Below are 23,110 nucleotides of genomic sequence, written 5' to 3'. Positions count from 1 at the left end.
TGCGTGCTAGATCACCATATGTGAAGGGGCCGCGGCCATGGTGGCGAAGAAGCAGGCGGTGGCCGCGACTGCGGCCGAGGAGCCGGCCCCCGGGAAGGCGGTGGCCGGGAAGGCTCCGGCGCGCACGGCCTCGGCCGCCGGGAAGACGGTGGCCGACGGGAAGGCGGCGGCAGGGAAGGCGCCGCCCCGGAAGGCCGTGACCAAGGAGGCCGCGACCAAGAAGGCCACGGCCGGGACCACGGCCAAGGCCACGAGCAAGGCCGCGGCGGAGGAGGCCGCGGCCGGGGAGTCCGCCCCGGCCGTCCCGGCCCGGAAGGCGGCGGCGAAGAAGACCGGGTCCACCGCGGCCCCGGCGAAGAAGAGCAGCGCGCGCAGGACGACCACGAAGAAGGCCACGGCCCCGAGCGGTGCCGCGGCCGAGGGGGCGGCGCAGGCCGCGGAAGAGACGGGAGCCGGAGCAGTGGTTGCCAAGAAGAGCACGGGCACGAGCAAGGCCAGGAAGACCGCCACGGCGGCCACCAGCGGGCTGCCCAAGACCACGACGGCGGCCGCCCGTACCGCCGCCACCCCCGGCGAGCTGGCGGTACGCCCCGGCGAGGAGCCGTGGTCCCCGGCCGAGGTGGCGGAGGCCCGTACGGAGCTGGAGACGGAGGTGCTGCGGCTGCGGGCCGAGCTGGAGGCGTCCGAGCTGGCCATCACCGGCCTGATGCGGGACGGCGGTGCCGGTGCCGGCGACGACGAGGCCGACACGGGCAGCAAGAACATCACCCGCGAGCACGAGATCGCCCTCGCCGCGAACGCCCGGGAGATGCTGGAGCAGACCGAGCGCGCCCTGGACCGCCTGGACGCGGGCACCTACGGCGTCTGCGAGAACTGCGGGAACCCCATCGGCAAGGCCCGGATGCAGGCGTTCCCCCGCGCCACCCTGTGCGTGGAGTGCAAGGCGAAGCAGGAGCGGCGGCACTAGGGCCTGTCCGGCGGATCGGGGTCGGCCCCGGCCGTGATGTGCCGGACGGGCCCCAGGGGGCCGGGCCGGGCAGGGCAGGACGTGCCCCGGGCAGGACGGGCCGTGAGGGGCGGGCCGGGCCGGGCGTGTCGGGCCGGGCGCGGGGCGTGTCCGGCGGACGGGCGGTGTCCGGCCGGGCGGGGACCTGGGGCCCCCGGCCCGCACGCGGCTGACGTACTCTCGTCTCAGTTGTCGAGCGAGTTCGAGGGACGCACGTGGCAGAGGCGGAGCGCATCATCGGTACGCCGGAGGTCGGGGACGACACGCAGCCGGAGCCCGCGCAGCCCAAGGGGCGGCGGCGGATCACGGCGCTGCTCGTCGTGGCCGTGCTCGCGTACCTGCTCGACCTCGGCAGCAAGATGGTCGTCGTGGCCAAGCTGGAGCACCAGGCGCCCATCAGGATCGTCGGTGATCTGCTGAAGTTCGAGGCGATCCGGAACCCCGGCGCCGCCTTCGGCTTCGGCGAGGCGTTCACGATCATCTTCACCATCATCGCGGCCACCGTGATCGTGGTGATCGTGAGGCTGGCCCGGAAGCTCTACAGCCTGCCCTGGGCCATCGCGCTCGGCCTGCTGCTCGGCGGTGCGCTGGGCAACCTCACCGACCGGATCTTCCGCTCGCCGGGCGTCTTCCGCGGTGCCGTGGTGGACTTCATCGCGCCCGCCCACTTCGCGGTCTTCAACCTCGCGGACTCGGCGATCGTGTGCGGCGGCATCCTGATCGTGCTGCTGTCCTTCCGGGGCCTGGACCCCGACGGCACGATCCACAAGGACTGACCGGACCCGGGCGGGCCCGGCGCCGGGCGGGTCCCGGACGGTGTCCGGGCCCCGTGCGGTGTCCGCCGGAACGGGATCCAGAACGGGCCGCCACGCGAGTCCGGCATACTCGACGGGTGAGTACGATTCCCGAGATCCGCACCCTGCCCGTTCCCGACGGCCTCGAAGGCGAGCGCGTCGACGCCGCGATCGCCCGTATGTTCGGGTTCTCCCGGACCAAGGCGGCCGAGCTGGCCGCAGCCGGAAAGGTCGCGGTCGACGGCAGTGTCGTCGGGAAGTCCGAGCGGGTGCACGGCGGCGCCTGGCTCGAGGTCGAGATGCCCGCCCCGCCCCGCCCGGTCGAGATCGTCGCCGAGCCGGTCGAGGGCATGGAGATCGTCCACGACGACGACGACATCGTCGTGATCATGAAGCCGGTGGGGGTTGCCGCGCACCCCAGCCCCGGCTGGACCGGCACCACCGTGATCGGCGGCCTGGCCGCCGCCGGGTACCGGATCTCCACCTCCGGCGCCGCCGAGCGCCAGGGCATCGTGCACCGCCTGGACGTGGGCACCTCCGGCCTGATGGTGGTCGCCAAGTCCGAGCGCGCGTACACCTCGCTCAAGCAGCAGTTCCGCGAGCGGATCGTGGACAAGCGCTACCACACCCTGGTCCAGGGGCACCCGGACCCGATGAGCGGCACCATCGACGCTCCCATCGGCCGGCACCCCAACCACGACTACAAGTGGGCCGTCATCCAGGACGGCAAGGCCTCGATCACCCACTACGACCTCATCGAGGCCTTCCGCGCCGCCTCCCTGCTGGACATCAAGCTGGAGACCGGCCGCACCCACCAGATCCGCGTGCACATGTCGGCGCACCGGCACCCCTGCGTGGGCGACCTCACCTACGGCGCCGACCCGACCATCGCCAAGCGCCTGAAGCTCACCCGCCAGTGGCTGCACGCGGTGCGGCTCGGCTTCGAGCACCCGGCGGACGGCCAGTGGGTCGAGTTCGCGAGCAACTACCCGGAGGACCTGCAGCACGCCCTGGACGTGATCCGGGCGGAGAGCGAGTGACCTCGCCCGAGTCCGTACCCGTGCCCGGGTCCGCGCCCTACGAGGTCAGGGTCGCCGTCGGCGAGGCCGACCTCGCGGCCTGCTTCGCCGTCCGCACCGAGGTCTTCGTCGTCGAGCAGTCCGTGCCCGAGGAGATCGAGTACGACGCCTACGACGCGGACGCCGTGCACGTGCTGGCGTCCGGCCCGGACGGCCCCCTGGGCACCGGCCGGCTGCTGCACGGCCAGGCCGCCCTCGGCAAGACCGGCACGCCCGGCGTCGGTTCGCTCGGCCGGCTGGCCGTGCTGAAGTCCGCGCGGGGCCTCGGCGTGGGCGCTGCCCTGGTCCGCGCGCTGGAGACGGAGGCCGTCCGGCTGGGCCTGACCGCCGTGGACCTGGGCGCGCAGACGCACGCCCTGGGCTTCTACGAGCGGCTCGGGTACGTGGCGTACGGCCCCGAGTTCGAGGACGCCGGAATGCCGCACCGCGCGATGCGCCGCACCCTGCCTTAAGGGGCCGGACCGGGCACAGCTGGCAGTGTGGGGGAGTGGACCAGCTCCTCCTCCTCTTCCTGCTGTTGCTGGGTGCCGTGGTCAGCGTGCCGGTCGGAGACCGGCTGGGCCTGCCCGCGCCGGTGCTGATGACCCTCGGCGGGATCGTGCTCGCCCTGGTGCCGGCCGTGCCGAACGTGGACATCCCGCCCGAGTTCATCCTGCCGCTGGTGCTGCCGCCGCTGCTGTATGCCTCCGCGCAGCGCACCTCGTGGCGCCAGTTCGCCGCCAACGTCCGGCCGATCCTGCTGCTCGCCGTCGCGCTGGTCTTCGTCACCACCGCGGCCGTCGCCGGCGTCGCGAACGCGGTGGTGCCCGGACTGCCGATCGCCGCCGCCGTGGCGCTGGGTGCACTGGTCGCACCGCCCGACCCGGTCGCGGCCACCGCCGTGGCCGGCTCGCTCGGGCTGCCGCGCCGCCTCGTGTCGATCCTGGAGGGCGAGGGCCTGTTCAACGACGTGACGGCGATCGTGCTCTACCACGTGGCCATCGCCGCGGCCGTCAGCGGCAGCTTCTCCTGGCCGGAGGCCACCCTGGAGTTCGTGCTGTCGGCGGTGGTGGCGGTGGCCGTCGGACTGGCCCTGGGCTGGTCGGCGCAGCGGCTGATGGGGCGGCTCGGGGACGCCACCCTGCAGATCGGGCTGTCCCTGCTGCTGCCGTTCGTGGCGTACGCGCTGGCGGAGGAGCTGATGGGCTCGGGGGTGCTGGCCGTCCTCACCACCGCCCTCTTCCTCGCCGAATACGCGAGCGACGCCGACGACGTCCTGGGGAGGCTGGCCGGGCACACCTTCTGGGAGGTCGTCGACATGCTGGTCACCGGGGTGGCGTTCGGCCTGATCGGGCTGGAGCTGCACCACGTGTTCGGCGCGGCCGCGGGCCGATGGCAGGAGATGGCCGGCTGGGCGGCGGCCGTGGTCGCGGTGGTGGTCGGCGTACGGCTGGTCTGGCTGCTGCCCGCCACCTGGCTGGCCAAGCGGCTGCACGGGCGGCGCGACTACGACGAGGAGATCCCGCTGAGCTGGCGGGAGACCGTGGTGATGTGGTGGGCCGGGATGCGCGGGGTGGCCTCGGTGGCGCTGGCCCTGGCGATCCCGCTGCGGACCGACTCCGGTGCGCCCTTCCCGGCCCGCGACCAGATCGTCTTCATCGCCTTCGCGGTCATCATCACCACACTGGTCTTCCAGGGGCTGACCCTGCCCTGGCTGGTCCGCCGGCTGGGCGTCCAGGCGGACACCGACGCCGAGCGGGCCTTCCGCCGGGAGCTGGCCCTGCGCGCCGCCAAGGCGGCCAGGCGCCGCCTCAAGGAGATCGGGGAAGTCGAGGAACTCCCCGAGGACCTCCTCGAACAGCTCCAGCGGCGCGCGTACGACATGGGCGCCCGGATCAGCCCCGACCTGGTCGACGAGGAACGCCGCGAGGCGTACGCGCAACGGGTCTCCCGCCTCCGCCACATCCAGCACGTCCAGCGGGAGATGCTGTCCGCCGCCCGCCACGAGGTGCTCGCGGCGCGCAGCGAACCGGGCGCCGACCCGGAGGTCGTGGACAGCGTCCTGCGCCACCTGGACGTCCGCAGCCTGCGCAGTCCCTAGGGGCCTGTCCGGCGGATCACGGCCGGGGCCGCAGCACGAGCACGGCCGCGGCGCGCAGCAGGCGGACGTACGGCGACCGGCGCGCGGGGCGGGCCACCCGGCCGGTGCAGGCGAGTTCGGCACGGTCGAGGCCGTCCTCCAGGCAGGCGTCGTGCAGCGGGCGCCAGGCCAGGGGCCAGGTCAGGCGGGCCGCGCCGCGCGTGGACATGGACAGGGTGTGGTGCAGCCGGGCGCGGTCCGGGCCGGCGGGCAGCACGGCCAGCTCGTGGAAGCCGTGGAAGCCGCGCGGCCCGGTGAACTCGAAGCGGATCCAGCGCCCCGGCGCGTACCCGGCCACGGTGTAGCGCACCGGCCCGTGGCCGCCCACCGCGCCGGGCCCCAGCGGGTGGTCGAACTCCATCCGCGGCCAGTGCGGGACGGGCCACAGCCGGTCGCCGTCCCCGCTCGCCAGGGTGTCGAGCAGCTCTCCCACCTCGCTCTCCGTCGCCGCCAGCAGCCGCTCGTGCACGTTGTGGACGCCCACGCGCCCTCCCCTCACCCGTATTGGAGACATCTCTCCAATAAATTGGAGGGTACTCTCTGATTCATGGCGAGACCACCCCGCTTCGACACCGGCCGCTTCCTCGACGCCGCCGTCGGCCTGGCCGCCGCCCGCGGTCCGGCCGCCGTGACCATGTCGGCCGTCGCCCAGGCCACCGGCGCGCCGAGCGGCTCGGTGTACCACCGCTTCGCCGGGCGCACCGCCCTGCTCGCCGAGCTCTGGCTGCGCACCGTGGAGCGCTTCCAGCAGGGTTACCTGGACGTGCTCGACGGCGAGCCCGACCCCCACCGGGCGGCCCGCGCGGCCTCCCGCCACGTGGTGTCCTGGTGCCGGGAGAACCCGGCCGAGGCCGCCCTCCTCCTCTACGGCGCCGCCGACTTCGGCCGCGCGGACTGGTCGGAGGAACATGTCCGGCGCGCCGACGCGGGCAACGGGCGGGTGTTCGGCGCCCTGGCCCGCCTCGCCGGAGCCCTGGGCGCCGCGGACGAACAGGACCGCGACCGGGTCGCCCTGGCCCTCGTCGAGCTGCCGCTGACCGTCGTACGCCGCCACCTGCGCGCGGGCAACCCGCTGCCGGCGCACGCCGAGGACCTCACCGAACAGTGCACGGAGGCACTGCTGGGCGGCCTCTGAGCCGGCCGGGTGACGGCGGATCGATCCGGCGGGCGGCGGACGCGGGCCCGCGCCGACCGGTCGGGCGCGGGCGGCGGACGCGGGCCCGCGCCGACCGGTCGGGCGGCGTGCAGGTGTCGACCACCCTTCCGCCGTGCGAACCGAAGGATCCACCCATGCGCCTGCGCAACGCCACGCTCGCCGCCCTGGGGGCGCTCTCCCTCCTCCTCCGCTCGGTGGTCTTCGGCGGCTGACGCGCGCGGCGCGCCCCCGCCCGGTCACTCCGGACCGGGGGCCTCGTAGGGAATCCCGCCCGGCACTTCGCCGGGGCCCGGGGCGGCCGGGGCGGTGGCGATCCGGGGGAGGGCGTAGGGGTGTTCCGCCACCAGCCAGGCGATCAGCCGTTCGCGGACCGCGCAGCGCAGGGTCCACAGGTCGTCGGAGTCCTTCGCGGTGACCACCGCCCGCACCTGGACGGTGTGCGGGGTGGTGTCGGTGACCAGCAGTCCGCTCGACCGGCCGTCCCACTCGGGGAGCTCCGCGAGGATCAGCTCCAGCCTCTCCCGCAGCAGCCGCACCGGAGCCCGGTGGTCCAGGTGCAGGAAGACCGTGCCGGTCAGCTCCGCACCGCCGCGCGACCAGTTCTCGTACGGCTTCGAGGTGAAGTACGAGACAGGCATGGTGATCCGGCGCTCGTCCCAGGTGCGCACCACCAGGAAGGTCAGGGTGATCTCCTCGACCTGTCCCCACTCCTTGTCGACGACCACCGTGTCCCCGATCCGGACGGTGTCGCCGAAGGCGATCTGCAGCCCGGCGAAGAGGTTGCCCAGGGTGGACTGGGCGGCGATGCCCGCCACGATGCCCAGCACGCCGGCGGACGCCAGCACGGACGCGCCGACCGCGCGCATCGCGGGGAAGGTCAGCAGCATCGCGGCGACCGTCACCACCACCACGACCGCGGTCACCACCCGGTGGATCAGGGTGACCTGGGTGCGGACCCGGCGGACCCTGGCGTCCTGTTCGGGGGCCGCGGCGGCGGCGTAGCGGGCGTACCAGGTGTCGATGACCGCGTCGGCGATCCGGACCAGCAGCCAGGCCGCCGTGCCGATCACCACCAGGATCAGGGCCCTGCCCCACCAGTCGGCGGGACGCAGGTACGCCTTCAGCCCGACGGCGCAGAGCAGCACCAGGGACGGCGGCAGGCAGCGGCGCAGCAGCAGCGTACGGAGCGACGTCTCCATGCCCCCGACCGTAGCGGACGGCTGTCGGCGGCGGCTGGCACGATGTGCGTATGAACATCGTGCTCTTCCACTCCACGTACGGCCTCCGCCCCGCGGTGCACGCCGCGGCCGACCGGCTCCGGGCGGCCGGCCACCGGGTTCATGTGCCCGACCTCTTCGAGGGCCGGACCTTCGACACCGTGGAGGAGGGCATGGCCCACCAGGAGGAGATCGGCCGGGACGAGCTGCTCAAGCGGGCCGTGCTGGCCGCCGCCCCCTACTCGGACCGGGGCCTGGTCTACGCGGGCTTCTCGTTCGGCGGTTCCATGGCCCAGCACCTCGCCCTGCACGACGAGAAGGCGCGCGGGCTGCTCCTGCTGCACGGCACCTCCGACATCGCCGACAACGCCTCGGTGGACGAGCTGCCGGTGCAGCTGCACGTCGCCGACCCGGACCCGTTCGAGTCGCACGACTGGCTGAACACCTGGTACCTGCGGATGGGCCGGGCCGGCGCGGACGTGGAGGTGCACCGCTACCCGGGCGCCGGGCACCTGTACACCGACCCGGAACTCCCGGACTACGACGAGGAGGCCGCCGAGCGGACCTGGATGATTGCGCTCGGCTTCCTGGACTCGCTGGAGCAGTGAGCCGGCCGCGGCCGGGCCGGTTGACGGCCGGGCCCGCTACGGCCTGCTCACGGTGAAGGGGCACGGTCCGGCGTTCGCCGGGCCGTGCCCCTTCGTGACTCAAGGCTCCGCTCGTGGCCCGAAGCCCCGCTCGCGGGTCAGGCGCCGCGGTACGCGGTCCAGTGGCTGTTCATGCGGGCCACCTGGCCGGCGGTGAACTGGTACATGCAGGAGTCGTACGTGTAGTCCATGAAGTTGTGGATCGGGTCCTTGCCGGTCTTGCTGGTGCACGAGTCGCGGCCCTCGGGGCACTCGTACGCGGCGGTCTTCTCGGCCGGGGTGTCGGAGACGGAGTCGCCGCTTCCGTTACAGCCGCCCTGGAAGGTGTGGTACAGGCCCATCCAGTGGCCGACCTCGTGGGTGGCGGTGTCGCCCTCGTTGTAGTTGGCCGCGGCGCCGCCCGGCAGCGAGGAGTTGAGCAGGACCACGCCGTCCATCTTGGGCTGCGAGGCGTAGGAGCTGGGGAAGGTCGCCCAGCCGAGCAGGCCGCCGGACAGGTTGGCGGTGTAGACGTTCAGCGCGTCGGAGCCGCCCTTGCGCAGGGTGGTCTTCATGTTCGTCTCGGCCGTGGAACCGTCGGCCAGGTTGTACCAGCTCGCGTTGTCCGTGTAGTCGGTGGAGACCAGCTGGAACTGGAAGTTGCTGTTCACGTTGCCGGTGCCCTGGCCGCTGTAGGCGGCGTTCAGGACGGCGATCTGCTTGCCGATGTCCGTCGCGGTCAGCTTGCCGGTGGTGCCGGAGTGGATGACGTGGAAGTAGACCGGGATGGTCTTGACGGCCTCGGCGGCGCGCAGGCTGCGCTGCGGCTGGTTCTTGAGGGCCTTGTCCAGCTTCACCTGGAGGTCGGCGTCCATGGCCTTGGCCTGGGAGTCGGTGACCTCGTTGGGCTCGGCGGTCTTGGGGCCCTGCGGCTTGGCCACGCGGGCGTTGGCCGGAGCATCGGCCGCCTCGACGCACGCCTGGGCCGGGGTCTTGGCCGCGGCGACCGAGGTGGTGCCGGTCAGCGGGGACAGGGCCAGGGCACCCGCCAGGGCGGCGGAACCGATCAGGCGGCGGCGGAGAGTGGGGGATATGCGGGCGACGGCGCGCACGTGTGCTCCTCGCGAGTGGTGGGGGGTTACTGGCCGGGAAAGATCTCCCGGTTGGCGCGAAGCTTACGTGTGCATGTCATCGAAACGTCAAGACGTCCGACGTAAAAGATTTGTTGCCGAATGCGCACAGCGGCAGCCGGAGGTTTTCCGAGTGCCGCTGCGGACCGCAAAATTGACAGGGTGTCAGGATCAAGTGCCCGTCACGGTTGTGTCAGGTCTTTTCCGTTCAACGGACGGGCTGGTACACCCGCTCGACCTTCTGGGTACCGTTCAGGGTCCGGTACGAGCGGGACCACGAGGAGCTCGCGTCCGCCCGCCTCTTGTCGGAGACCACGTAGTAGTCCATCTGGGACCGCTCGGCGGTCACGTCGAGGACGCCGTAGCCGTGGTCGTCCATGTCGAGCCACTTCACGTGCCAGTTCGCGGCCTTGATGGCGGCCTCCGCCACCAGCGAGGCGGTGTTCGCCGGCACGTGGAGCAGGTCGTCGATGTTGTCCGAGGTCACCGAGGTCACCACGAACTCGGTGGCGGCGGTGCCCGACCCCGGGTAGGTCGCCATGTTCACCGGGACCTCGTTCGCGTACGCCATGTGGATGTCGCCGGTGAGGAACACGGTGTTCCTGATGTTCCGGCTCTTCAGGTGGCCGAGCAGTTCCTTGCGGTCGTCCGTGTAGCCGTCCCACTGGTCCGCGCTGATCGCCAGGCCGCCCTCGGGCAGTCCGAGCAGCTTCGTCAGCGGTGCCAGCAGGTACGCGGGCAGCGAGCCGAAGGCGATCGGCGAGATCATCACCGAGGTGCCGACCAGCTTCCACGTCGCGTCCGAGGCCGCCAGCCCCGACTTGAGCCAGTCCAGCTGGGCGCGGCCGGTGATGGTGCGCTCGGGGTCGTCCACCCCGCCGCTGCCGACCTTGACCTGCTGCGAGCGGAACGACCGCAGGTCGAGCAGGTGGAGGTCGGCCAGGGTGCCGAAGCGCAGCCGCCGGTAGACGGTGCCCGCCACGGAGGCGCGTACCGGCATCCACTCGAAGTACGCCTGCTTGGCGGCGGCGGCGCGGGCCGCCCAGTCGCCCTCGGTGTCGGGGGTGTGGTTCTCGGCGCCGCCGGACCAGGCGTCGTTCGCGAACTCGTGGTCGTCCCAGATGGCGATGACCGGGTGCGCGGAGTGCAGGGCCTGGAGGTCGGCGTCGGTCTTGTACCTGCCGTGCCGGGTCCGGTAGTCGGAGAGGGTGGTGATCTCGTGCGCGGGCTCGTGCCGGCGGACGACGTACTTGGCCTCCGGGTAACCCCCGGTCTGGTACTCGTAGATGTAGTCGCCGAGGTGCAGGACCGCGTCCAGGTCGGCGCGGGCCGCCAGGTGGCGGTAGGCGGAGAAGTAGCCGGCCTCCCAGTTGGCGCAGGACACCACGCCGAAGCGGACCCCGGGGGTGGTGGCCCCGTGGGCCGGGGTGGTGCGGGTGCGGCCCACCGGGGAGACGGTGGTGCCGGCGGTGAACCGGTAGAAGTACACCGTCTCGGGCCGCAGTCCCCGTACGTCGGCCTTGACGGTGTGGTCCTCGGTGGCGGAGGCGGTCAGGCTGCCGCGCGCCACGGTCCGGGAGAAGCCCTTGTCCTCGGCCACTTCCCAGGAGACCTGGAGGTCGGGGCCGATGCCGGAGCCGGGCACCGCCTCGGGGGTGGGGGTGACGCGGGTCCACAGCAGGACCCCGTCCGGGAGCGGGTCGCCGGAGGCGACTCCGTGCAGGAACGCCGGGGCGTTCTCGGCCGCTTGCGCGGTTCCGCCGGTGAAGGCCAGCGGGGCGAGGGCAGCGGTGGCGGCCGCGGCGAGCACGACCGTGCGCCGACGCGGCGAAGCCGCGGAATCAATGGGGGGTTGACTGGTCACGGCCGGTCATATTACTGGCCAGTATGACGAATTTAACACCCCCTGAACGGCAACGGGCGGGCGAACTCCAGGAGTCCGCCCGCCCGTTGGCGAGGAGGTTCATTCACGGTCCGGCGGGGGTATGTCACCCCTTTTCGGGCCGTTCCCATGTGGGCCGTTCCCATGCGGGCTGCGCCCTTCGGGCGGGCCCTTCAGGGCACTCGGGTCAGCCCTTCAGGGCGCCGTCGATCGCCTCGTTGAACGCCGCCGCGGTCTGCGGGATCTCGATCTTCTTGCCGTCCATCATCAGCGTCGGCGTGCCCTTGACGCCCGACGCGTCGAAGGTCTTCGACATCTCCAGCGCCCACCGGTCGTACGTGCCGTCCTTCACGGCCTGCTGGAACCCGGTGTTGCCCTTCAGCGCGGCCACCCCGTCGGCCACCTTGATCAGGTAGTCGTCCTTCGCGAACTTGTCGCTGGTCTCCTCGGGGTGGTTCGCCTTCGAGTACAGCGCCGCCTTGTACTCCAGGAACGCCTCGGGGCTCACGTTCAGCGCCGCGCCCAGCGCGCTCAGCGCGTTCTTCGAGCCCTCGCCGGTGACGCCCTTGTCGATGAAGGTCGCACCCACGTACCGCAGCTTGTACTTGCCCGCGTCCACGTCCTTCTTGACCTGGTCGCCCATGGTCTGCTCGAACGCGGCGCAGGCCGGGCAGCGCGGGTCCTCGTAGATGTCGAGGGTCTTCTTGGCCTCGGGCTTGCCGATGACCACGGTGGTGCCCTTGTCCCCGGTGGCGTTCTTCGGCGTCACCAGGGCCGCGGTCCCGGCCTTCTCCCACGCGTCCGGCTTGGTCATCTCCATGACCGCCCAGCCGACGCCGCCGGCCAGCGCCAGTACGCCGACGACCGATCCGGCCACGATGACCTGGCGGCGCGCCTTGTCCTTCTTCGCCTGGGCCTCGCGCTCCTGGCGCAGCCGGTCGCGGGCGGCGGCCTTGTTGGCCTTGTTGTTGCGTGCGCTCATGGTGGTACTCCGTGAATGAGGTGTGCGGGGTCTCCCCGCGCGGGCGCTGCCCGGGGGAGGGAAGGGGTCCTGTCGCGACGTCGCTCAGGCGCCGGAGGGCGCGGTGGCGAACGCGGCGAACGCGGGCGGACCCCGCCGTCCCACGGAGTGCGCGGGGAACCGGCTCACGGCCCGCGCGGCGGCGCGCGCGGTGCGGAGCGCCCGGCGGGCCGGCCGGGGCACCGCGGTGACCGCGGCCACCGCCAGTGCCAGCGGGCGGAAGGCCAGCACGGCCACCGTCCGGAGCAGCCGGCCCAGGGCCCGCTCGCCCTGCCACAGCCACAGTGCGGCCAGCAGCCCGACCGAGACGTGTGCGGCCAGCAGCAGCCAGGGGGTCCACGGACCGGCGGACGCGAGTAGGGCCGCGGCACTGCGGGCCGGACCGGTCACCTCGGCCAGCGGCCCGCCGACCGGGGTGCCGCCGCAGAGCTCCTCCAGCCCCAGGGCGCGCAGCGGCCCGGAGACCGGACCGCCCGCGGGGCCGTAACAGACGTGCTGTCCGGCGGTGAAGACGGTGTCGGCGGCCAGTTCCAGCGGTACGAGCAGGCCGGCGATCGGGCCGAAGCCGCGCTCGCGCCCGGCCAGCGCATAGGCGATGGCGAACACGGAGACGAAGGCGCCGAGCACCAGGGAGGGCGGCAGCGGCACGTGGGACAGCAGGACGTGGGAGCAACTGGACAGCAGCACGACGAGCGCGCTGAACAGCGCTGCCCGCAGCCCTCTGAGCCGTGCCCCTGATATGTCCATCCCGGCGAGTGTGCCATGCGTTCCTGTGAAAAGAGGATTCAGTGGGGATCCGGCGCCCCCTGCGGCCGGTTCAGGAACGCAGATTGGCCACCGCGCCCGGCGGGAGGTGCCGGGCCAGTACCCGCAGGGCCGCGTTGACCTCGCTCAACGCGGCCGCGTCGGAGGTGCCGAGGGCGGCGGCGAGCGTGGACTCGATCCGGGTCGCGCGCACCTGTGCGACCCGCTCGGAGACCTCCTCGGCGGGCCGGACCAGGAGGCGGCGGCCGTCGGCGGGGTCGGGGGAGGTGACCACCGAACCGGTCTTCTTCAGTCGGGCGACGGCCGTGGAGACCTGGCTCTGCGGCAGCCCGGTGCGGCGGGCGATCTCGCCGACCGCACTGCCGGGGTAGGTCGTGACGTCGCTGAGCGTGATGAGCACCGCGCGCGTGCCCTGTGCGGCGGCCGGGCCCTCGCCGTCCGCCCCGGGGGCGGGCAGCGCCTCTTCGCCGATCTTCATCAGGGTCCGGCCGAGCAGGAAGAGCTCGACCGCGCTCATGCTGTCGCTCACGGGCCCACGGTACATCGCTGTCGATTCATCTTTTTGGATCCATCTCTCTTGATGTATCGAGATCGATGGATTAGCGTGGAGGCATGACGAAGGCGAACACGAAGACGAACGCGGGGGCGGACATGGACGCGGAGACGAAGACCGGTGTGAAGGCCGAGTCGGACGTGAAGGTGAACGCGGCCACGGAGGGGGTGCTCCGGGTGTCCGGCGCCGAGCTGTACTACGAGGTGCGGGGGAGCGGGCCGCTGCTCCTCGTCTCCCAGAGCGGCGAGGGGACCGCCGGCCGGAGCGTCGACCTGGTCGACCGGCTGGCCGAGGACTACACCGTGGTCACCTACGACCGCCGGGGACTGTCCCGCAGCGCCCTCCCGCAGGGCCGGGGCGTGACGATGGAGGAGCACGCGGACGACGTCCACCGGCTGCTGGCCGAGCTGACCTCGGAACCCGCGATCGTGGTCGGCCTCAGCCTCGGGGCCTCGATCGGACTGCACCTCGCCGTCCGCCACCCCGAACAGGTGTCGGTCCTGGTCGCCCACGAGCCGGTGACCCCGCGGCTGCTGCCCGCCGCGGAGCGGGACCGGCACGAGCGGGAGCTCACGGAGATACAGGAGACCTACCGGCGGGAGGGCCTGCTGCCCGCGCTGGCGGAGGTCGCGCGGGTGCTGGGCATCGACCCCGCCTCCCAGGACCGCGAGCCCGGACTGACCCCCCAGCCCGGCCTCACCGAGCGCGCCGACGACTTCGAGTTCTTCCTGACCCACGACCTCGCGGCGATCGTCGGGGACACCTTCGACCCGGCGGCCCTGGCGGGCCCGGCAGGATCGGGGCCGCGGGGCGGGGCCGGCCCGCGGATCGTGCCGGTGACCGGCCGCACCACCCCGCGGACCGTCTTCGACCACCGGTGTGCCGAGGAGCTCGGCACACTGCTCGGCACGGAGCCGGCCGAGTTCCCCGGCGGGCACAACGGGAACCTCACGCACCCGGCGGCCTGGGCCGCACGGCTGCGCGAGGTACTCGGCGAGGTGGCCGGTGGGCAGCCGGGTCAGATCACGACGCGGGCATGATCCGGCCGTTGCGGAACAGGTCCACGAAGATCTGGTGGTCCGAGCGGGCCCGCGCGCCGTAGGCGTGGGCGAAGTCCACCAGCAGCTCCGCGAAACCCTCCTCGTCGGCCGCGATCGCCGCGTCTATCGCCCGCTCCGTGGAGAAGGGCACCAGGGACTGGCCGCTCTCGTCCGCGTCGGCGGCCGCGTGCATGGAGGCCGTCGCCCGGCCGAGGTCCGCGACCACGGCCGCGATCTCCTCCGGGTCGTCGATGTCGGACCAGTCCAGGTCCACGGCGTACGGGGAGACCTCGGCGACCAGCTGCCCGGCCCCGTCCAGCTCGGTCCAGCCCAGCCACGGGTCGGCGTGCGCCTGGAGGGCCCGCTGCGAGATCACCGTGCGGTGCCCCTCGTGGTGGAAGTACTCACGGACCTCGCGGTCGGTGATGTGCCGGGAAACCGCCGGGGTCTGCGCCTGCTTGACGTAGATCACCACGTCGTTCTCCAGGGCGTCGCTGTGCCCCTCCAGCAGGATGTTGTACGAGGGCAGGCCGGCCGAGCCGATACCGATGCCCCGGCGCCCCACGACGTCCTTGACCCGGTAGGAGTCCGGGCGCAGCAGGCTCGACTCGGGCAGGGTCTCCAGATAGCCGTCGAAGGCGGCCAGCACCTTGTACCGGGTCGCGGCGTCCAGCTCGATCGAACCGCCCCCGGCCGAGAAGCGGCGCTCGTGGTCGCGGATCTCGGTCATGGAGTCCAGCAGCGCGAACCGGGTCCGGGCCCGGGCGGAGCGCAGCGCGTCCAGGAGGGCGCCCTCGGAGGTGTCCAGGCTGAAGGAAGGGACGTCGTCGTGCTTGGCGCCGGTGGCCAGGACGTGGATGCGCTCCCGGTAGGCGGCGGCGTAGACCCGCACCATACGGCTGATCTGCTCGTCGCTGAGCGCCTTGGCATAGCCGATCAGGGCCATCGAGGCGGCGAACCGCTTGAGGTCCCAGGTGAAGGGGCCGACGTACGCCTCGTCGAAGTCGTTCACGTTGAAGATCAGCCGGCCGGTGGAGTCCATGTACGTGCCGAAGTTCTCGGCGTGCAGATCACCGTGGATCCACACCCGGCCGGTCCGGTCGTCCAGGTACGGCCCGGCCCCCTGGCCCCCGGCGCCCCGCCCGGCGCACTCGTGCTCCAGGTCCGCGTAGAAGAGGCAGGCCGTCCCCCGGTAGAAGGCGAACGCGGAGGCCGCCATCTTGCGGAACTTCACCTGGAAGGCGGCGGGGTCCGCGGCCAGCAGCTCACCGAAAGCGGTGTCGAACACGTCGAGGATCTGCTCGGCGCGCTGCTCGTTCGTGGTGTCGGGGACCGCCATGGCGGGTGCCTCCTGGTGGCGCAGGCTTGATCGATTCCGGGACTGGTGTCCCGGCTGTGCAACGGGCGACGCTACTCCCGCGTGCCCGGTTCCCGTCACCCCCTCCGGCCGCTCGGATCGACGTAGGATTCAGAGCTGCCCCCCTGCCCCCCCCTCGCGCTCTGGAGCCACCCGCCGTGACCAAGCCGCCGTTCACGCACCTGCACGTCCACACCCAGTACTCCCTGCTGGACGGTGCCGCGCGGCTGAAGGACATGTTCAACGCGTGCAACGAAATGGGCATGACCCATATCGCCATGTCCGACCACGGCAACCTGCACGGCGCCTACGACTTCTTCCACTCCGCGCAGAAGGCGGGGATCACCCCGATCATCGGCATCGAGGCGTATGTCGCCCCCGAGTCCCGGCGGAACAAGCGCAGGATCCAGTGGGGCCAGCCGCACCAGAAGCGGGACGACGTCTCCGGTTCCGGCGGTTACACCCACAAGACGATCTGGGCGGCGAACAGCACCGGTCTGCACAACCTCTTCCGGCTGTCCTCCGACGCCTACGCCGAGGGCTGGCTGACCAAGTGGCCCCGGATGGACAAGGAGACCATCGCCCAGTGGTCCGAGGGGCTCATCGCCTCCACCGGCTGCCCCTCCGGCGAGGTCCAGACGCGACTGCGCCTCGGCCAGTTCGACGAGGCGATCAAGGCCGCCTCGGACTACAAGGACATCTTCGGCGAGGGCCGGTACTTCCTGGAGCTGATGGACCACGGCATCGAGATCGAGCGCCGGGTCCGCGACGGCCTGCTGGAGATCGGCAAGAAGCTCGACATCCCGCCGCTGGTGACCAACGACTCGCACTACACCTACGCGAGCGAGGCCGGCGCGCACGACGCCCTGCTCTGCATCCAGACCGGCAAGAACCTCTCCGACCCGGACCGCTTCCGGTTCGACGGCTCCGGCTACTACCTGAAGTCCACGGACGAGATGTACGCCATCGACTCCTCGGACGCCTGGCAGGAGGGCTGCGCCAACACCCGGCTGGTCGCCGAGCAGGTCGACACCGAGGGCATGTTCAAGTTCCGGAACCTGATGCCGAAGTTCGACATCCCGGAGGGCTACACCGAGGTCACCTGGTTCCGCGAGGAGACCATGAAGGGGATGCACCGCCGCTTCCCCGGCGGGATCCCCGAGGACCGCATGAAGCAGGTCGAGTACGAGATGGACACGATCATCTCGATGGGCTTCCCCGGCTACTTCCTCGTGGTCGCCGACTTCATCATGTGGGCCAAGAACCAGGGCATCGCGGTGGGCCCCGGCCGTGGCTCCGCGGCCGGTTCGATCGTCGCGTACGCCATGGGCATCACCGACCTCGACCCGATCCCGCACGGCCTGATCTTCGAGCGGTTCCTCAACCCCGAGCGCGTCTCCATGCCCGACGTCGACATCGACTTCGACGAGCGCAGGCGCGTCGAGGTGATCAGGTACGTGACCGAGAAGTACGGCGCCGACAAGGTCGCCATGATCGGCACCTACGGCACCATCAAGGCCAAGAACGCGATCAAGGACTCCGCCCGCGTCCTCGGCTACCCCTACGCCATGGGTGACCGCCTCACCAAGGCCATGCCCGCCGACGTCCTCGGCAAGGGCATCCCGCTCTCCGGCATCCTCGACCCGCAGCACCCCCGCTACGGCGAGGCCGGCGAGATCCGCGGCATGTACGAGAACGAGCCGGACGTGAAGAAGGTCATCGACACCGCCCGCGGCGTCGAGGGCCTGGTGCGCCAGATGGGCGTGCACGCCGCCGGCGTGATCATGTCCAGCGAGCGGATCACCGACCACGTGCCCGTCTGGGTGCGGCACACCGACGGCGTCACCATCACCCAGTGGGACTACCCGAGCTGCGAGTCGCTCGGCCTGCTGAAGATGGACTTCCTCGGCCTCCGCAACCTCACGATCATGGACGACGCCGTCAAGATGGTGAAGGCCAACAAGGGGATCGACATCGACCTCCTGGCCCTCCCGCTCGACGACGCCAAGACCTTCGAGCTCCTCGGCCGCGGTGACACCCTCGGCGTGTTCCAGTTCGACGGCGGCCCCATGCGCTCCCTGCTGCGCCTGATGAAGCCCGACAACTTCGAAGACATCTCCGCCGTGTCCGCCCTCTACCGGCCGGGCCCGATGGGCATGAACTCGCACACGAACTACGCCCTGCGCAAGAACAAGCAGCAGGAGATCACCCCGATCCACCCGGAGCTGGAGAAGCCCCTCGAAGAGGTGCTCGCGGTCACCTACGGCCTGATCGTCTACCAGGAGCAGGTGCAGAAGGCCGCGCAGATCATCGCCGGGTACTCCCTCGGCGAGGCCGACATCCTGCGCCGCGTCATGGGCAAGAAGAAGCCCGAGGAGCTGGCGAAGAACTTCGTCATCTTCGAGGAGGGCGCCCGGAAGAACGGCTTCACCGACCAGGCGATCAAGGCCCTCTGGGACGTCCTGGTCCCCTTCGCCGGCTACGCCTTCAACAAGGCCCACTCGGCCGCGTACGGCCTGGTCTCCTACTGGACCGCCTACCTCAAGGCGAACTTCCCCGCCGAGTACATGGCGGGCCTCCTCACCTCGGTCAAGGACGACAAGGACAAGTCCGCGATCTACCTGAACGAGTGCCGGCGCATGGGCATCAGGGTGCTCCCGCCGAACGTGAACGAGTCCGAGTCCAACTTCGCCGCCCAGGGCGACGACGTGATCCTGTTCGGCCTCACCGCGGTGCGCAACGTCGGCCAGAACGTCGTGGACTCGATCATCAAGACCAGGAAGTCGAAGGGGAAGTACAGCTCCTTCCCCGACTTCCTGGACAAGGTCGAGGCCGTGGTCTGCAACAAGCGCACCGTCGAGTCGCTGATCAAGGCCGGCGCGTACGACGAGATGGGCCACACCCGCAAGGGCCTGGTCGCCCACCACGAGTCGATGATCGACACCGTGGTCGCGGTGAAGCGCAAGGAGGCCGAGGGGCAGTTCGACCTGTTCGGCGGAATGGGTGAGGAGGACAGCGACGAGCCCGGCTTCGGCCTCGACGTCGAGTTCTCCGACGTGGAGTGGGAGAAGTCCTACCTGCTCGCGCAGGAGCGAGAGATGCTCGGCCTGTACGTCTCCGACCACCCGCTGTTCGGCCTGGAACACGTCCTCTCCGACAAGACCGACGCCGGCATCTCCCAGCTGACCGGCGGCGAGCACAGCGACGGCGCGGTCGTCACCATCGGCGGCATCATCTCCGGCCTCCAGCGCAAGATGACCAAGCAGGGCAACGCCTGGGCCATCGCCACCGTGGAGGACCTGGCCGGCTCGATCGAGTGCATGTTCTTCCCGGCCACCTACCAGCTGGTCTCCACCCAGCTGGTCGAGGACGCCGTGGTCTTCGTCAAGGGACGCCTGGACAAGCGGGAGGACGTGCCCCGGCTGGTCGCCATGGAGCTGATGGTCCCCGACCTGTCCTCCGCCGGGACCAACGCCCCCGTGGTGCTCACCATCCCGGCCCTGAAGGTCACCCCGCCGATGGTCACCCGCCTCGGGGAGATCCTGCGCCACCACAAGGGCAACACCGAGGTGCGGATCAAGCTCCAGGGGCCGCGCAGCACCACCGTGCTCCGGCTCGACCGGCACCGGGTGCAGCCCGACCCCGCCCTCTTCGGCGACCTGAAGGTACTGCTCGGCCCGAGCTGTCTGGCGGGCTGAACGGGGCGGGAGCGGCCCCCGTCGCAGGAGCGGAGTCCCGCGCGGGAGGGGGCCGGCTCATGGGGGAGCGGGGTCCCGCCCGCCCCGGCTCTCTCCCCGCACACCAGGGCGCCCCCGGCCGTGTGCCGGGGGCGCCTCGCCGTCGTGGTGCGGTCGGACGTCAGTTGTGCCCGAACTTCCGCTGCTTGCTCTTGTGCGCCAGGTCCATGGGGCTCGGTGCCGACGACGAGGGTTCGGAGACGGACTCCGTGCTGCCCTTGGAACTCTGCTGCCCGGAACGCGGCTGCTGCTTGGCGGGCTGCTTCTGATTCTTGTTCTTGGCCATGGTGAAGCCTCCATGTGGGGTGTAGGGGCCAGGGCCGCCTTCACCCTCACACACCCCCGGATACGCCGCATTTTGGATCATTGCCGTGCGTAGTGGCCGCCCTCCGGGCGCCCGCAGTGAGATCCGCCACGCCGATGATCGAGTTCCGGCCGTCAACACCCTTGCCGTCGGGCAGACTCGGTGAAAAGCAGAGCTCTCCCGGAAGAGGGTGGAAAGCGTGGACCGCTGCGTCGTCCTGGTGGACGCCGGCTATCTGCTGGGCGCCGCCGCGAGCCTTCTCGCAGGGGAGCCGTCCCGCTCCCGCATCACCGTCGACCACGCCTCCCTCATCCAGGGACTCCGGGAAGGCGCCGAGGCCGACACCGCACAGCCCCTGCTGCGCATCTACTGGTTCGACGGCGCACCCGACCGGGTGCCCCAGCCCGAGCACCGCAGGCTCCGCGTGATGCCCCGGGTCACCGTCCGGCTCGGCGCCCTGACCCGCAGCGACGGCCGCTGGGCCCAGAAGGGCGTGGATGCGGCCATGCACGCCGAGCTCACCGAACTGGCCAGAAACCGCGCCTGCTCCGACGTGGTCCTCGTCACCGGCGACGGGGACCTGCTGCCCGGCCTGATGTCCGCCAAGGAGCACGGGGTCGCCGTCCACCTGTGGGCCGTACAGGCCGCCGACGGCGACTACAACCAGTCCGAGGACCTGGTCGCCGAGGCCGACGAACGCCGGGTCCTGGACCGGTCCTGGATCACCCGCGCGGTCCGCGCCAAGGACCTCACCGGGCTCTGCCCACCCCCGCCCGCCCCGCGCCCCGAGATCGCCGCCATCCTCTCCGCGCCCCTGCCCGAGGCCGCGCTCGCCGAGGCCGCCCGCAACGGCACCGTGCCGGCCGTGTCCGGCCTGGCCGGCCCCGCCGCCCCCGAGAACCCGGCCGGAACCGGCACCCCCTCCGTCCCCGCCGCGGCCGGCCGGACCGTCCCGACGCCCAAGGACCTCGCCGGACTCCGCCCGCCCGGCGGCACCGCCACCGTGCCCAGCCCGCTGCCGCCCGCCGGCAGCGCCCTGCGCTGGTCCTCCGACAAGGGCTGGATCGACCGGGGCGGTCCCCTCGGCGAGCCCGCCGAGACCGCCTCCCTGCCCACCCTCGCCCAGCTCACCAGCGCCGAGCAGCGCTGGGCGGACCGCGAGGAGGACATCACCACCGTCGGGGGCGACCCCTTCGAGGTCGGCCAGGTCTTCGCCCGCCGCTGGATGGAACGCCTCCCGGAGAACGTCCACCTGCAGAAACTCTCCATCATGTACCCGCGGATCCCGCACCGCATCGACGGCGAGCTGCTGCGCTACGCCGCCCGCTTCGGCCTGCTCGCCCACAAGGACGACCAGATCGACGAGCACGACCGCTACGCCATCCGGGCCGGCTTCTGGAGGGAGATCGACGTGCGTGCCGCCGCCGCCCCGGCCGCCGCGCCGGTGACCCCGGGGGTCGGGGAGGTGCCGTAACCCCGTAGGCTGCTCCCTCGTGAGTACGGGCACTGCAGAGGCGGAACACGGCACGGCGGGCGCCGCTGCCGCCGACCCGGTCTGCGTGGTGCGCGACCTCGTCAAGACGTACCCGGCGGTGCGGGGCCGGCGCGGAGCCCCCGCCCTGCCGTCCGTCCGGGCCACCGACGGCATCTCCCTGGACGTGCACCGCGGCGAGGTCTTCGGCCTCCTGGGCCCCAACGGAGCGGGCAAGTCCACCCTCGTACGACAGCTCACGGGCCTGCTGCGGCCCGACTCCGGCACCGTACGGCTGCTGGGCCACGACCTCGTGGGACACCCCGAGCGGGCCTCCCGGCTCCTGGCCTACCTCGGGCAGGAGTCCACGGCGCTGGACGAACTGACCGTCGCCCTCGCCGTGGAGACCACCGCACGGCTGCGCGGGCTCGCCACCGGCGCGGCGCGCGCCGAGCGGGACGCCGTACTGACCGAACTGGACCTGACCGACATCGCCGGACGGCCCCTGAAGAAGCTGTCCGGCGGGCAGCGGCGGCTGGCCTGCTTCGCGGCCGCCCTGGTGGGGGAGCGCCCGCTGCTGGTGCTGGACGAGCCCACCACGGGCATGGACCCCGTCGCCCGCCGTGCCGTCTGGCAGGCCGTCGACCGGCGGCGCGCCGAGCACGGTACGACGGTGCTGCTGGTCACCCACAACGTGATCGAGGCCGAGACGGTCCTCGACCGGGTCGCCGTCATCGACCGCGGCCGGGTGATCGCCTGCGACACCCCCGCCGGGCTGAAGGCCAAGGTCGCCGACGAGGTGCGGCTGGACCTGGTGTGGCGCTCGCTGCCCCCGCTGGACGTGCCGGAGGTGGCCGCGCTGCGGCCGCTGGCCACCGAGGCGGGGCGCAGATGGGTGCTGCGGATGGGCCCGGAGGAGGCGCGGGCGGCCGTCGCGGCCGTGACCGGCGGTCCGGCCTTCGCGGCCCTCGACGATTTCACGCTCGCCACGCCGAGCCTGGAGGACGTGTACCTCGCCCTCGGCGGGCGGACGAAGGGTCTGGTGAAGGGATGACCGAGCGGTCGACGCGGGCGGCGGCGGAGCAGGTGCCGCTCGCGCCCCGGGCGCGGTTCTTCCCGGCCCTGGCCGCGGTGTACCGGGCGCAGCTCAGCAGGGCCCGGGTGGCCCGGATCCCGCTGCTGTTCGTGGCCACCTTCCAGTCCGTCGGGATCATGGTCCTGATGCGCGGGGTGGTGGACGGCGGCTCGGAGGCCCGCGCCGTGGTCGCCGGCTCCTCCGTGCTGGTGGTCGCGTTCGTCGCGCTCAACCTGCTGGCCCAGTACTTCGGCCAGCTGCGGGCGAGCGGCGGGCTCGACCACTACGCCACCCTGCCGGTGCCGCCCGCCTCGGTGGTGCTCGGCGCGGCCGCCGCGTACGCCTCGTTCACCCTGCCGGGCACCCTGGTCACGGCGGTCTTCGGCTGCGTGCTCTTCGGACTGCCGATGGGCGGGCTGTGGATCCTCGCCGCGGTGGTGCCCCTGGCCGGGGCGGCCCTGGCCGGGCTCGGCGCGGCGCTGGGACTGCTGGCGCCCCGGCAGGAGCTGGCCACGCTGGCCGGGCAGCTGGGCATGTCCGCCGCCCTGCTGCTGGGGGTGCTGCCGCCGGAGCGGATGCCCGGGGTGGTCGCGTGGGCGCGGGACCTGCTGCCGTCCACGTACGGGGTCGAGGCCTTCGCGCACACCTTCGCCCCGCACCCGGACTGGGCCACCGTCGCGGCCGACCTGGGCGTGTGTGCGGCGGTCGGCGTGCTGTCGCTGGCGGTCGCCACCCGGGCGTACCGGCGGGCGGCGGTCCGCTGATGCGGCGGGGGCGC

At 72.1% G+C, this 23,110-nt stretch carries 21 protein-coding genes; 12 read left to right on the top strand and 9 right to left on the bottom strand.

Annotated features, from left to right (window positions below; translation table 11 throughout):
- The first annotated feature begins 37 nt into the window (after positions 1–37).
- From AB0O36_RS16090 to AB0O36_RS16070, 5 genes are all read left to right on the top strand, one after another.
- Positions 38–967 carry a TraR/DksA family transcriptional regulator gene (locus AB0O36_RS16090; RefSeq protein WP_365109901.1) on the top strand — a complete coding sequence of 310 codons (930 nt, stop codon included), beginning with the start codon at positions 38–40 and terminating at the stop codon, positions 965–967.
- Positions 968–1,221: 254 nt separating this feature from the next.
- Positions 1,222–1,782 (top strand): signal peptidase II, encoded by a 561-nt coding sequence (lspA, locus tag AB0O36_RS16085; RefSeq protein ID WP_365109898.1) that lies wholly within the window; start codon positions 1,222–1,224, stop codon positions 1,780–1,782.
- A gap of 116 nt (positions 1,783–1,898) precedes the next feature.
- Complete coding sequence (locus AB0O36_RS16080) at positions 1,899–2,840, top strand: RluA family pseudouridine synthase (protein ID WP_365109895.1); 942 nt, start codon at positions 1,899–1,901, stop codon at positions 2,838–2,840.
- Positions 2,837–3,331, top strand: coding sequence for a GNAT family N-acetyltransferase (locus tag AB0O36_RS16075; RefSeq protein WP_365109892.1), 495 nt, complete (start codon positions 2,837–2,839; stop codon positions 3,329–3,331). Before AB0O36_RS16080 ends, AB0O36_RS16075 begins: the two co-directional genes overlap by 4 nt.
- Positions 3,332–3,366: 35 nt before the next feature.
- Complete coding sequence (locus tag AB0O36_RS16070) at positions 3,367–4,959, top strand: Na+/H+ antiporter (protein ID WP_365109889.1); 1,593 nt, start codon at positions 3,367–3,369, stop codon at positions 4,957–4,959.
- A 16-nt stretch (positions 4,960–4,975) separates the two neighbouring features.
- Here AB0O36_RS16070 and AB0O36_RS16065 read toward each other — a convergent pair whose 3' ends face one another.
- The gene (locus AB0O36_RS16065; protein ID WP_365109886.1) at positions 4,976–5,482 is read right to left on the bottom strand and encodes an SRPBCC family protein; all 507 of its coding nucleotides are present in this window, start codon (positions 5,480–5,482) and stop codon (positions 4,976–4,978) included.
- A 63-nt stretch (positions 5,483–5,545) separates the two neighbouring features.
- On the opposite strand from AB0O36_RS16065, the gene AB0O36_RS16060 reads away from it, so the two are divergent.
- The gene (locus AB0O36_RS16060; RefSeq protein ID WP_365109884.1) at positions 5,546–6,133 is read left to right on the top strand and encodes a TetR/AcrR family transcriptional regulator; all 588 of its coding nucleotides are present in this window, start codon (positions 5,546–5,548) and stop codon (positions 6,131–6,133) included.
- Between the two features lie 257 nt (positions 6,134–6,390).
- Here the strand turns inward: AB0O36_RS16060 and AB0O36_RS16055 are convergent, their stop codons facing one another.
- Positions 6,391–7,353, bottom strand: a complete 963-nt coding sequence (locus AB0O36_RS16055) for a mechanosensitive ion channel domain-containing protein (RefSeq protein WP_365109881.1) — start codon at positions 7,351–7,353, stop codon at positions 6,391–6,393.
- 50 nt (positions 7,354–7,403) lie between these two features.
- Here AB0O36_RS16055 and AB0O36_RS16050 point away from each other — a divergent pair, with 50 nt between their 5' ends.
- On the top strand, positions 7,404–7,979 hold the full coding sequence (locus AB0O36_RS16050; RefSeq protein WP_365109880.1) for a dienelactone hydrolase family protein: 576 nt from the start codon (positions 7,404–7,406) through the stop codon (positions 7,977–7,979).
- Positions 7,980–8,116: 137 nt separating this feature from the next.
- Here AB0O36_RS16050 and AB0O36_RS16045 read toward each other — a convergent pair whose 3' ends face one another.
- From AB0O36_RS16045 to AB0O36_RS16025, 5 genes are all read right to left on the bottom strand, one after another.
- Positions 8,117–9,109 (bottom strand): zinc metalloprotease, encoded by a 993-nt coding sequence (locus tag AB0O36_RS16045; protein WP_365109877.1) that lies wholly within the window; start codon positions 9,107–9,109, stop codon positions 8,117–8,119.
- Between the two features lie 226 nt (positions 9,110–9,335).
- A complete protein-coding gene (locus AB0O36_RS16040; RefSeq protein WP_365109875.1) occupies positions 9,336–10,991 on the bottom strand; it encodes an alkaline phosphatase D family protein in 1,656 nt (551 codons plus the stop codon).
- Between the two features lie 205 nt (positions 10,992–11,196).
- Positions 11,197–11,991, bottom strand: a complete 795-nt coding sequence (locus AB0O36_RS16035; RefSeq protein WP_365109873.1) for a DsbA family protein — start codon at positions 11,989–11,991, stop codon at positions 11,197–11,199.
- An 84-nt stretch (positions 11,992–12,075) separates the two neighbouring features.
- Complete coding sequence (locus AB0O36_RS16030) at positions 12,076–12,777, bottom strand: hypothetical protein (RefSeq protein WP_365109870.1); 702 nt, start codon at positions 12,775–12,777, stop codon at positions 12,076–12,078.
- Positions 12,778–12,847: 70 nt separating this feature from the next.
- Positions 12,848–13,312: a helix-turn-helix domain-containing protein gene (locus tag AB0O36_RS16025; RefSeq protein ID WP_365110133.1), complete on the bottom strand. Its 465-nt coding sequence runs from the start codon at positions 13,310–13,312 to the stop codon at positions 12,848–12,850.
- A gap of 95 nt (positions 13,313–13,407) precedes the next feature.
- Between AB0O36_RS16025 and AB0O36_RS16020 the strand changes: the two genes are divergently transcribed.
- Positions 13,408–14,388, top strand: a complete 981-nt coding sequence (locus AB0O36_RS16020) for an alpha/beta hydrolase (RefSeq protein WP_365109868.1) — start codon at positions 13,408–13,410, stop codon at positions 14,386–14,388.
- Here AB0O36_RS16020 and AB0O36_RS16015 read toward each other — a convergent pair.
- Positions 14,372–15,727, bottom strand: coding sequence for a DUF2252 domain-containing protein (locus AB0O36_RS16015; RefSeq protein ID WP_365109865.1), 1,356 nt, complete (start codon positions 15,725–15,727; stop codon positions 14,372–14,374). The genes AB0O36_RS16020 and AB0O36_RS16015 overlap by 17 nt on opposite strands.
- 176 nt (positions 15,728–15,903) lie before the next feature.
- Here AB0O36_RS16015 and dnaE point away from each other — a divergent pair, with 176 nt between their 5' ends.
- Positions 15,904–19,443: a DNA polymerase III subunit alpha gene (gene dnaE, locus AB0O36_RS16010; RefSeq protein WP_365109862.1), complete on the top strand. Its 3,540-nt coding sequence runs from the start codon at positions 15,904–15,906 to the stop codon at positions 19,441–19,443.
- Between the two features lie 160 nt (positions 19,444–19,603).
- Here dnaE and AB0O36_RS16005 read toward each other — a convergent pair whose 3' ends face one another.
- Complete coding sequence (locus AB0O36_RS16005; protein WP_365109859.1) at positions 19,604–19,768, bottom strand: hypothetical protein; 165 nt, start codon at positions 19,766–19,768, stop codon at positions 19,604–19,606.
- Positions 19,769–19,985: 217 nt separating this feature from the next.
- On the opposite strand from AB0O36_RS16005, the gene AB0O36_RS16000 reads away from it, so the two are divergent.
- Genes AB0O36_RS16000 through AB0O36_RS15990 form a run of 3 tightly spaced genes read left to right on the top strand, consistent with a single transcriptional unit; the run spans position 19,986 to position 23,096 of the window.
- Positions 19,986–21,260, top strand: a complete 1,275-nt coding sequence (locus AB0O36_RS16000; RefSeq protein WP_365109857.1) for an NYN domain-containing protein — start codon at positions 19,986–19,988, stop codon at positions 21,258–21,260.
- A gap of 19 nt (positions 21,261–21,279) precedes the next feature.
- Entirely contained in the window at positions 21,280–22,311 is a 1,032-nt protein-coding gene (locus AB0O36_RS15995; protein ID WP_365109854.1) for an ABC transporter ATP-binding protein, read from the top strand.
- Positions 22,308–23,096, top strand: coding sequence for an ABC transporter permease (locus AB0O36_RS15990; RefSeq protein WP_365109851.1), 789 nt, complete (start codon positions 22,308–22,310; stop codon positions 23,094–23,096). Before AB0O36_RS15995 ends, AB0O36_RS15990 begins: the two co-directional genes overlap by 4 nt.
- Positions 23,097–23,110: the final 14 nt, after the last annotated feature.

Origin of the sequence: Streptomyces sp. NPDC089799, from assembly GCF_040684755.1 — a bacterium.
Classification (GTDB): domain Bacteria; phylum Actinomycetota; class Actinomycetes; order Streptomycetales; family Streptomycetaceae; genus Streptomyces.
This window is presented reverse-complemented; position numbering and strand designations above follow the sequence as displayed.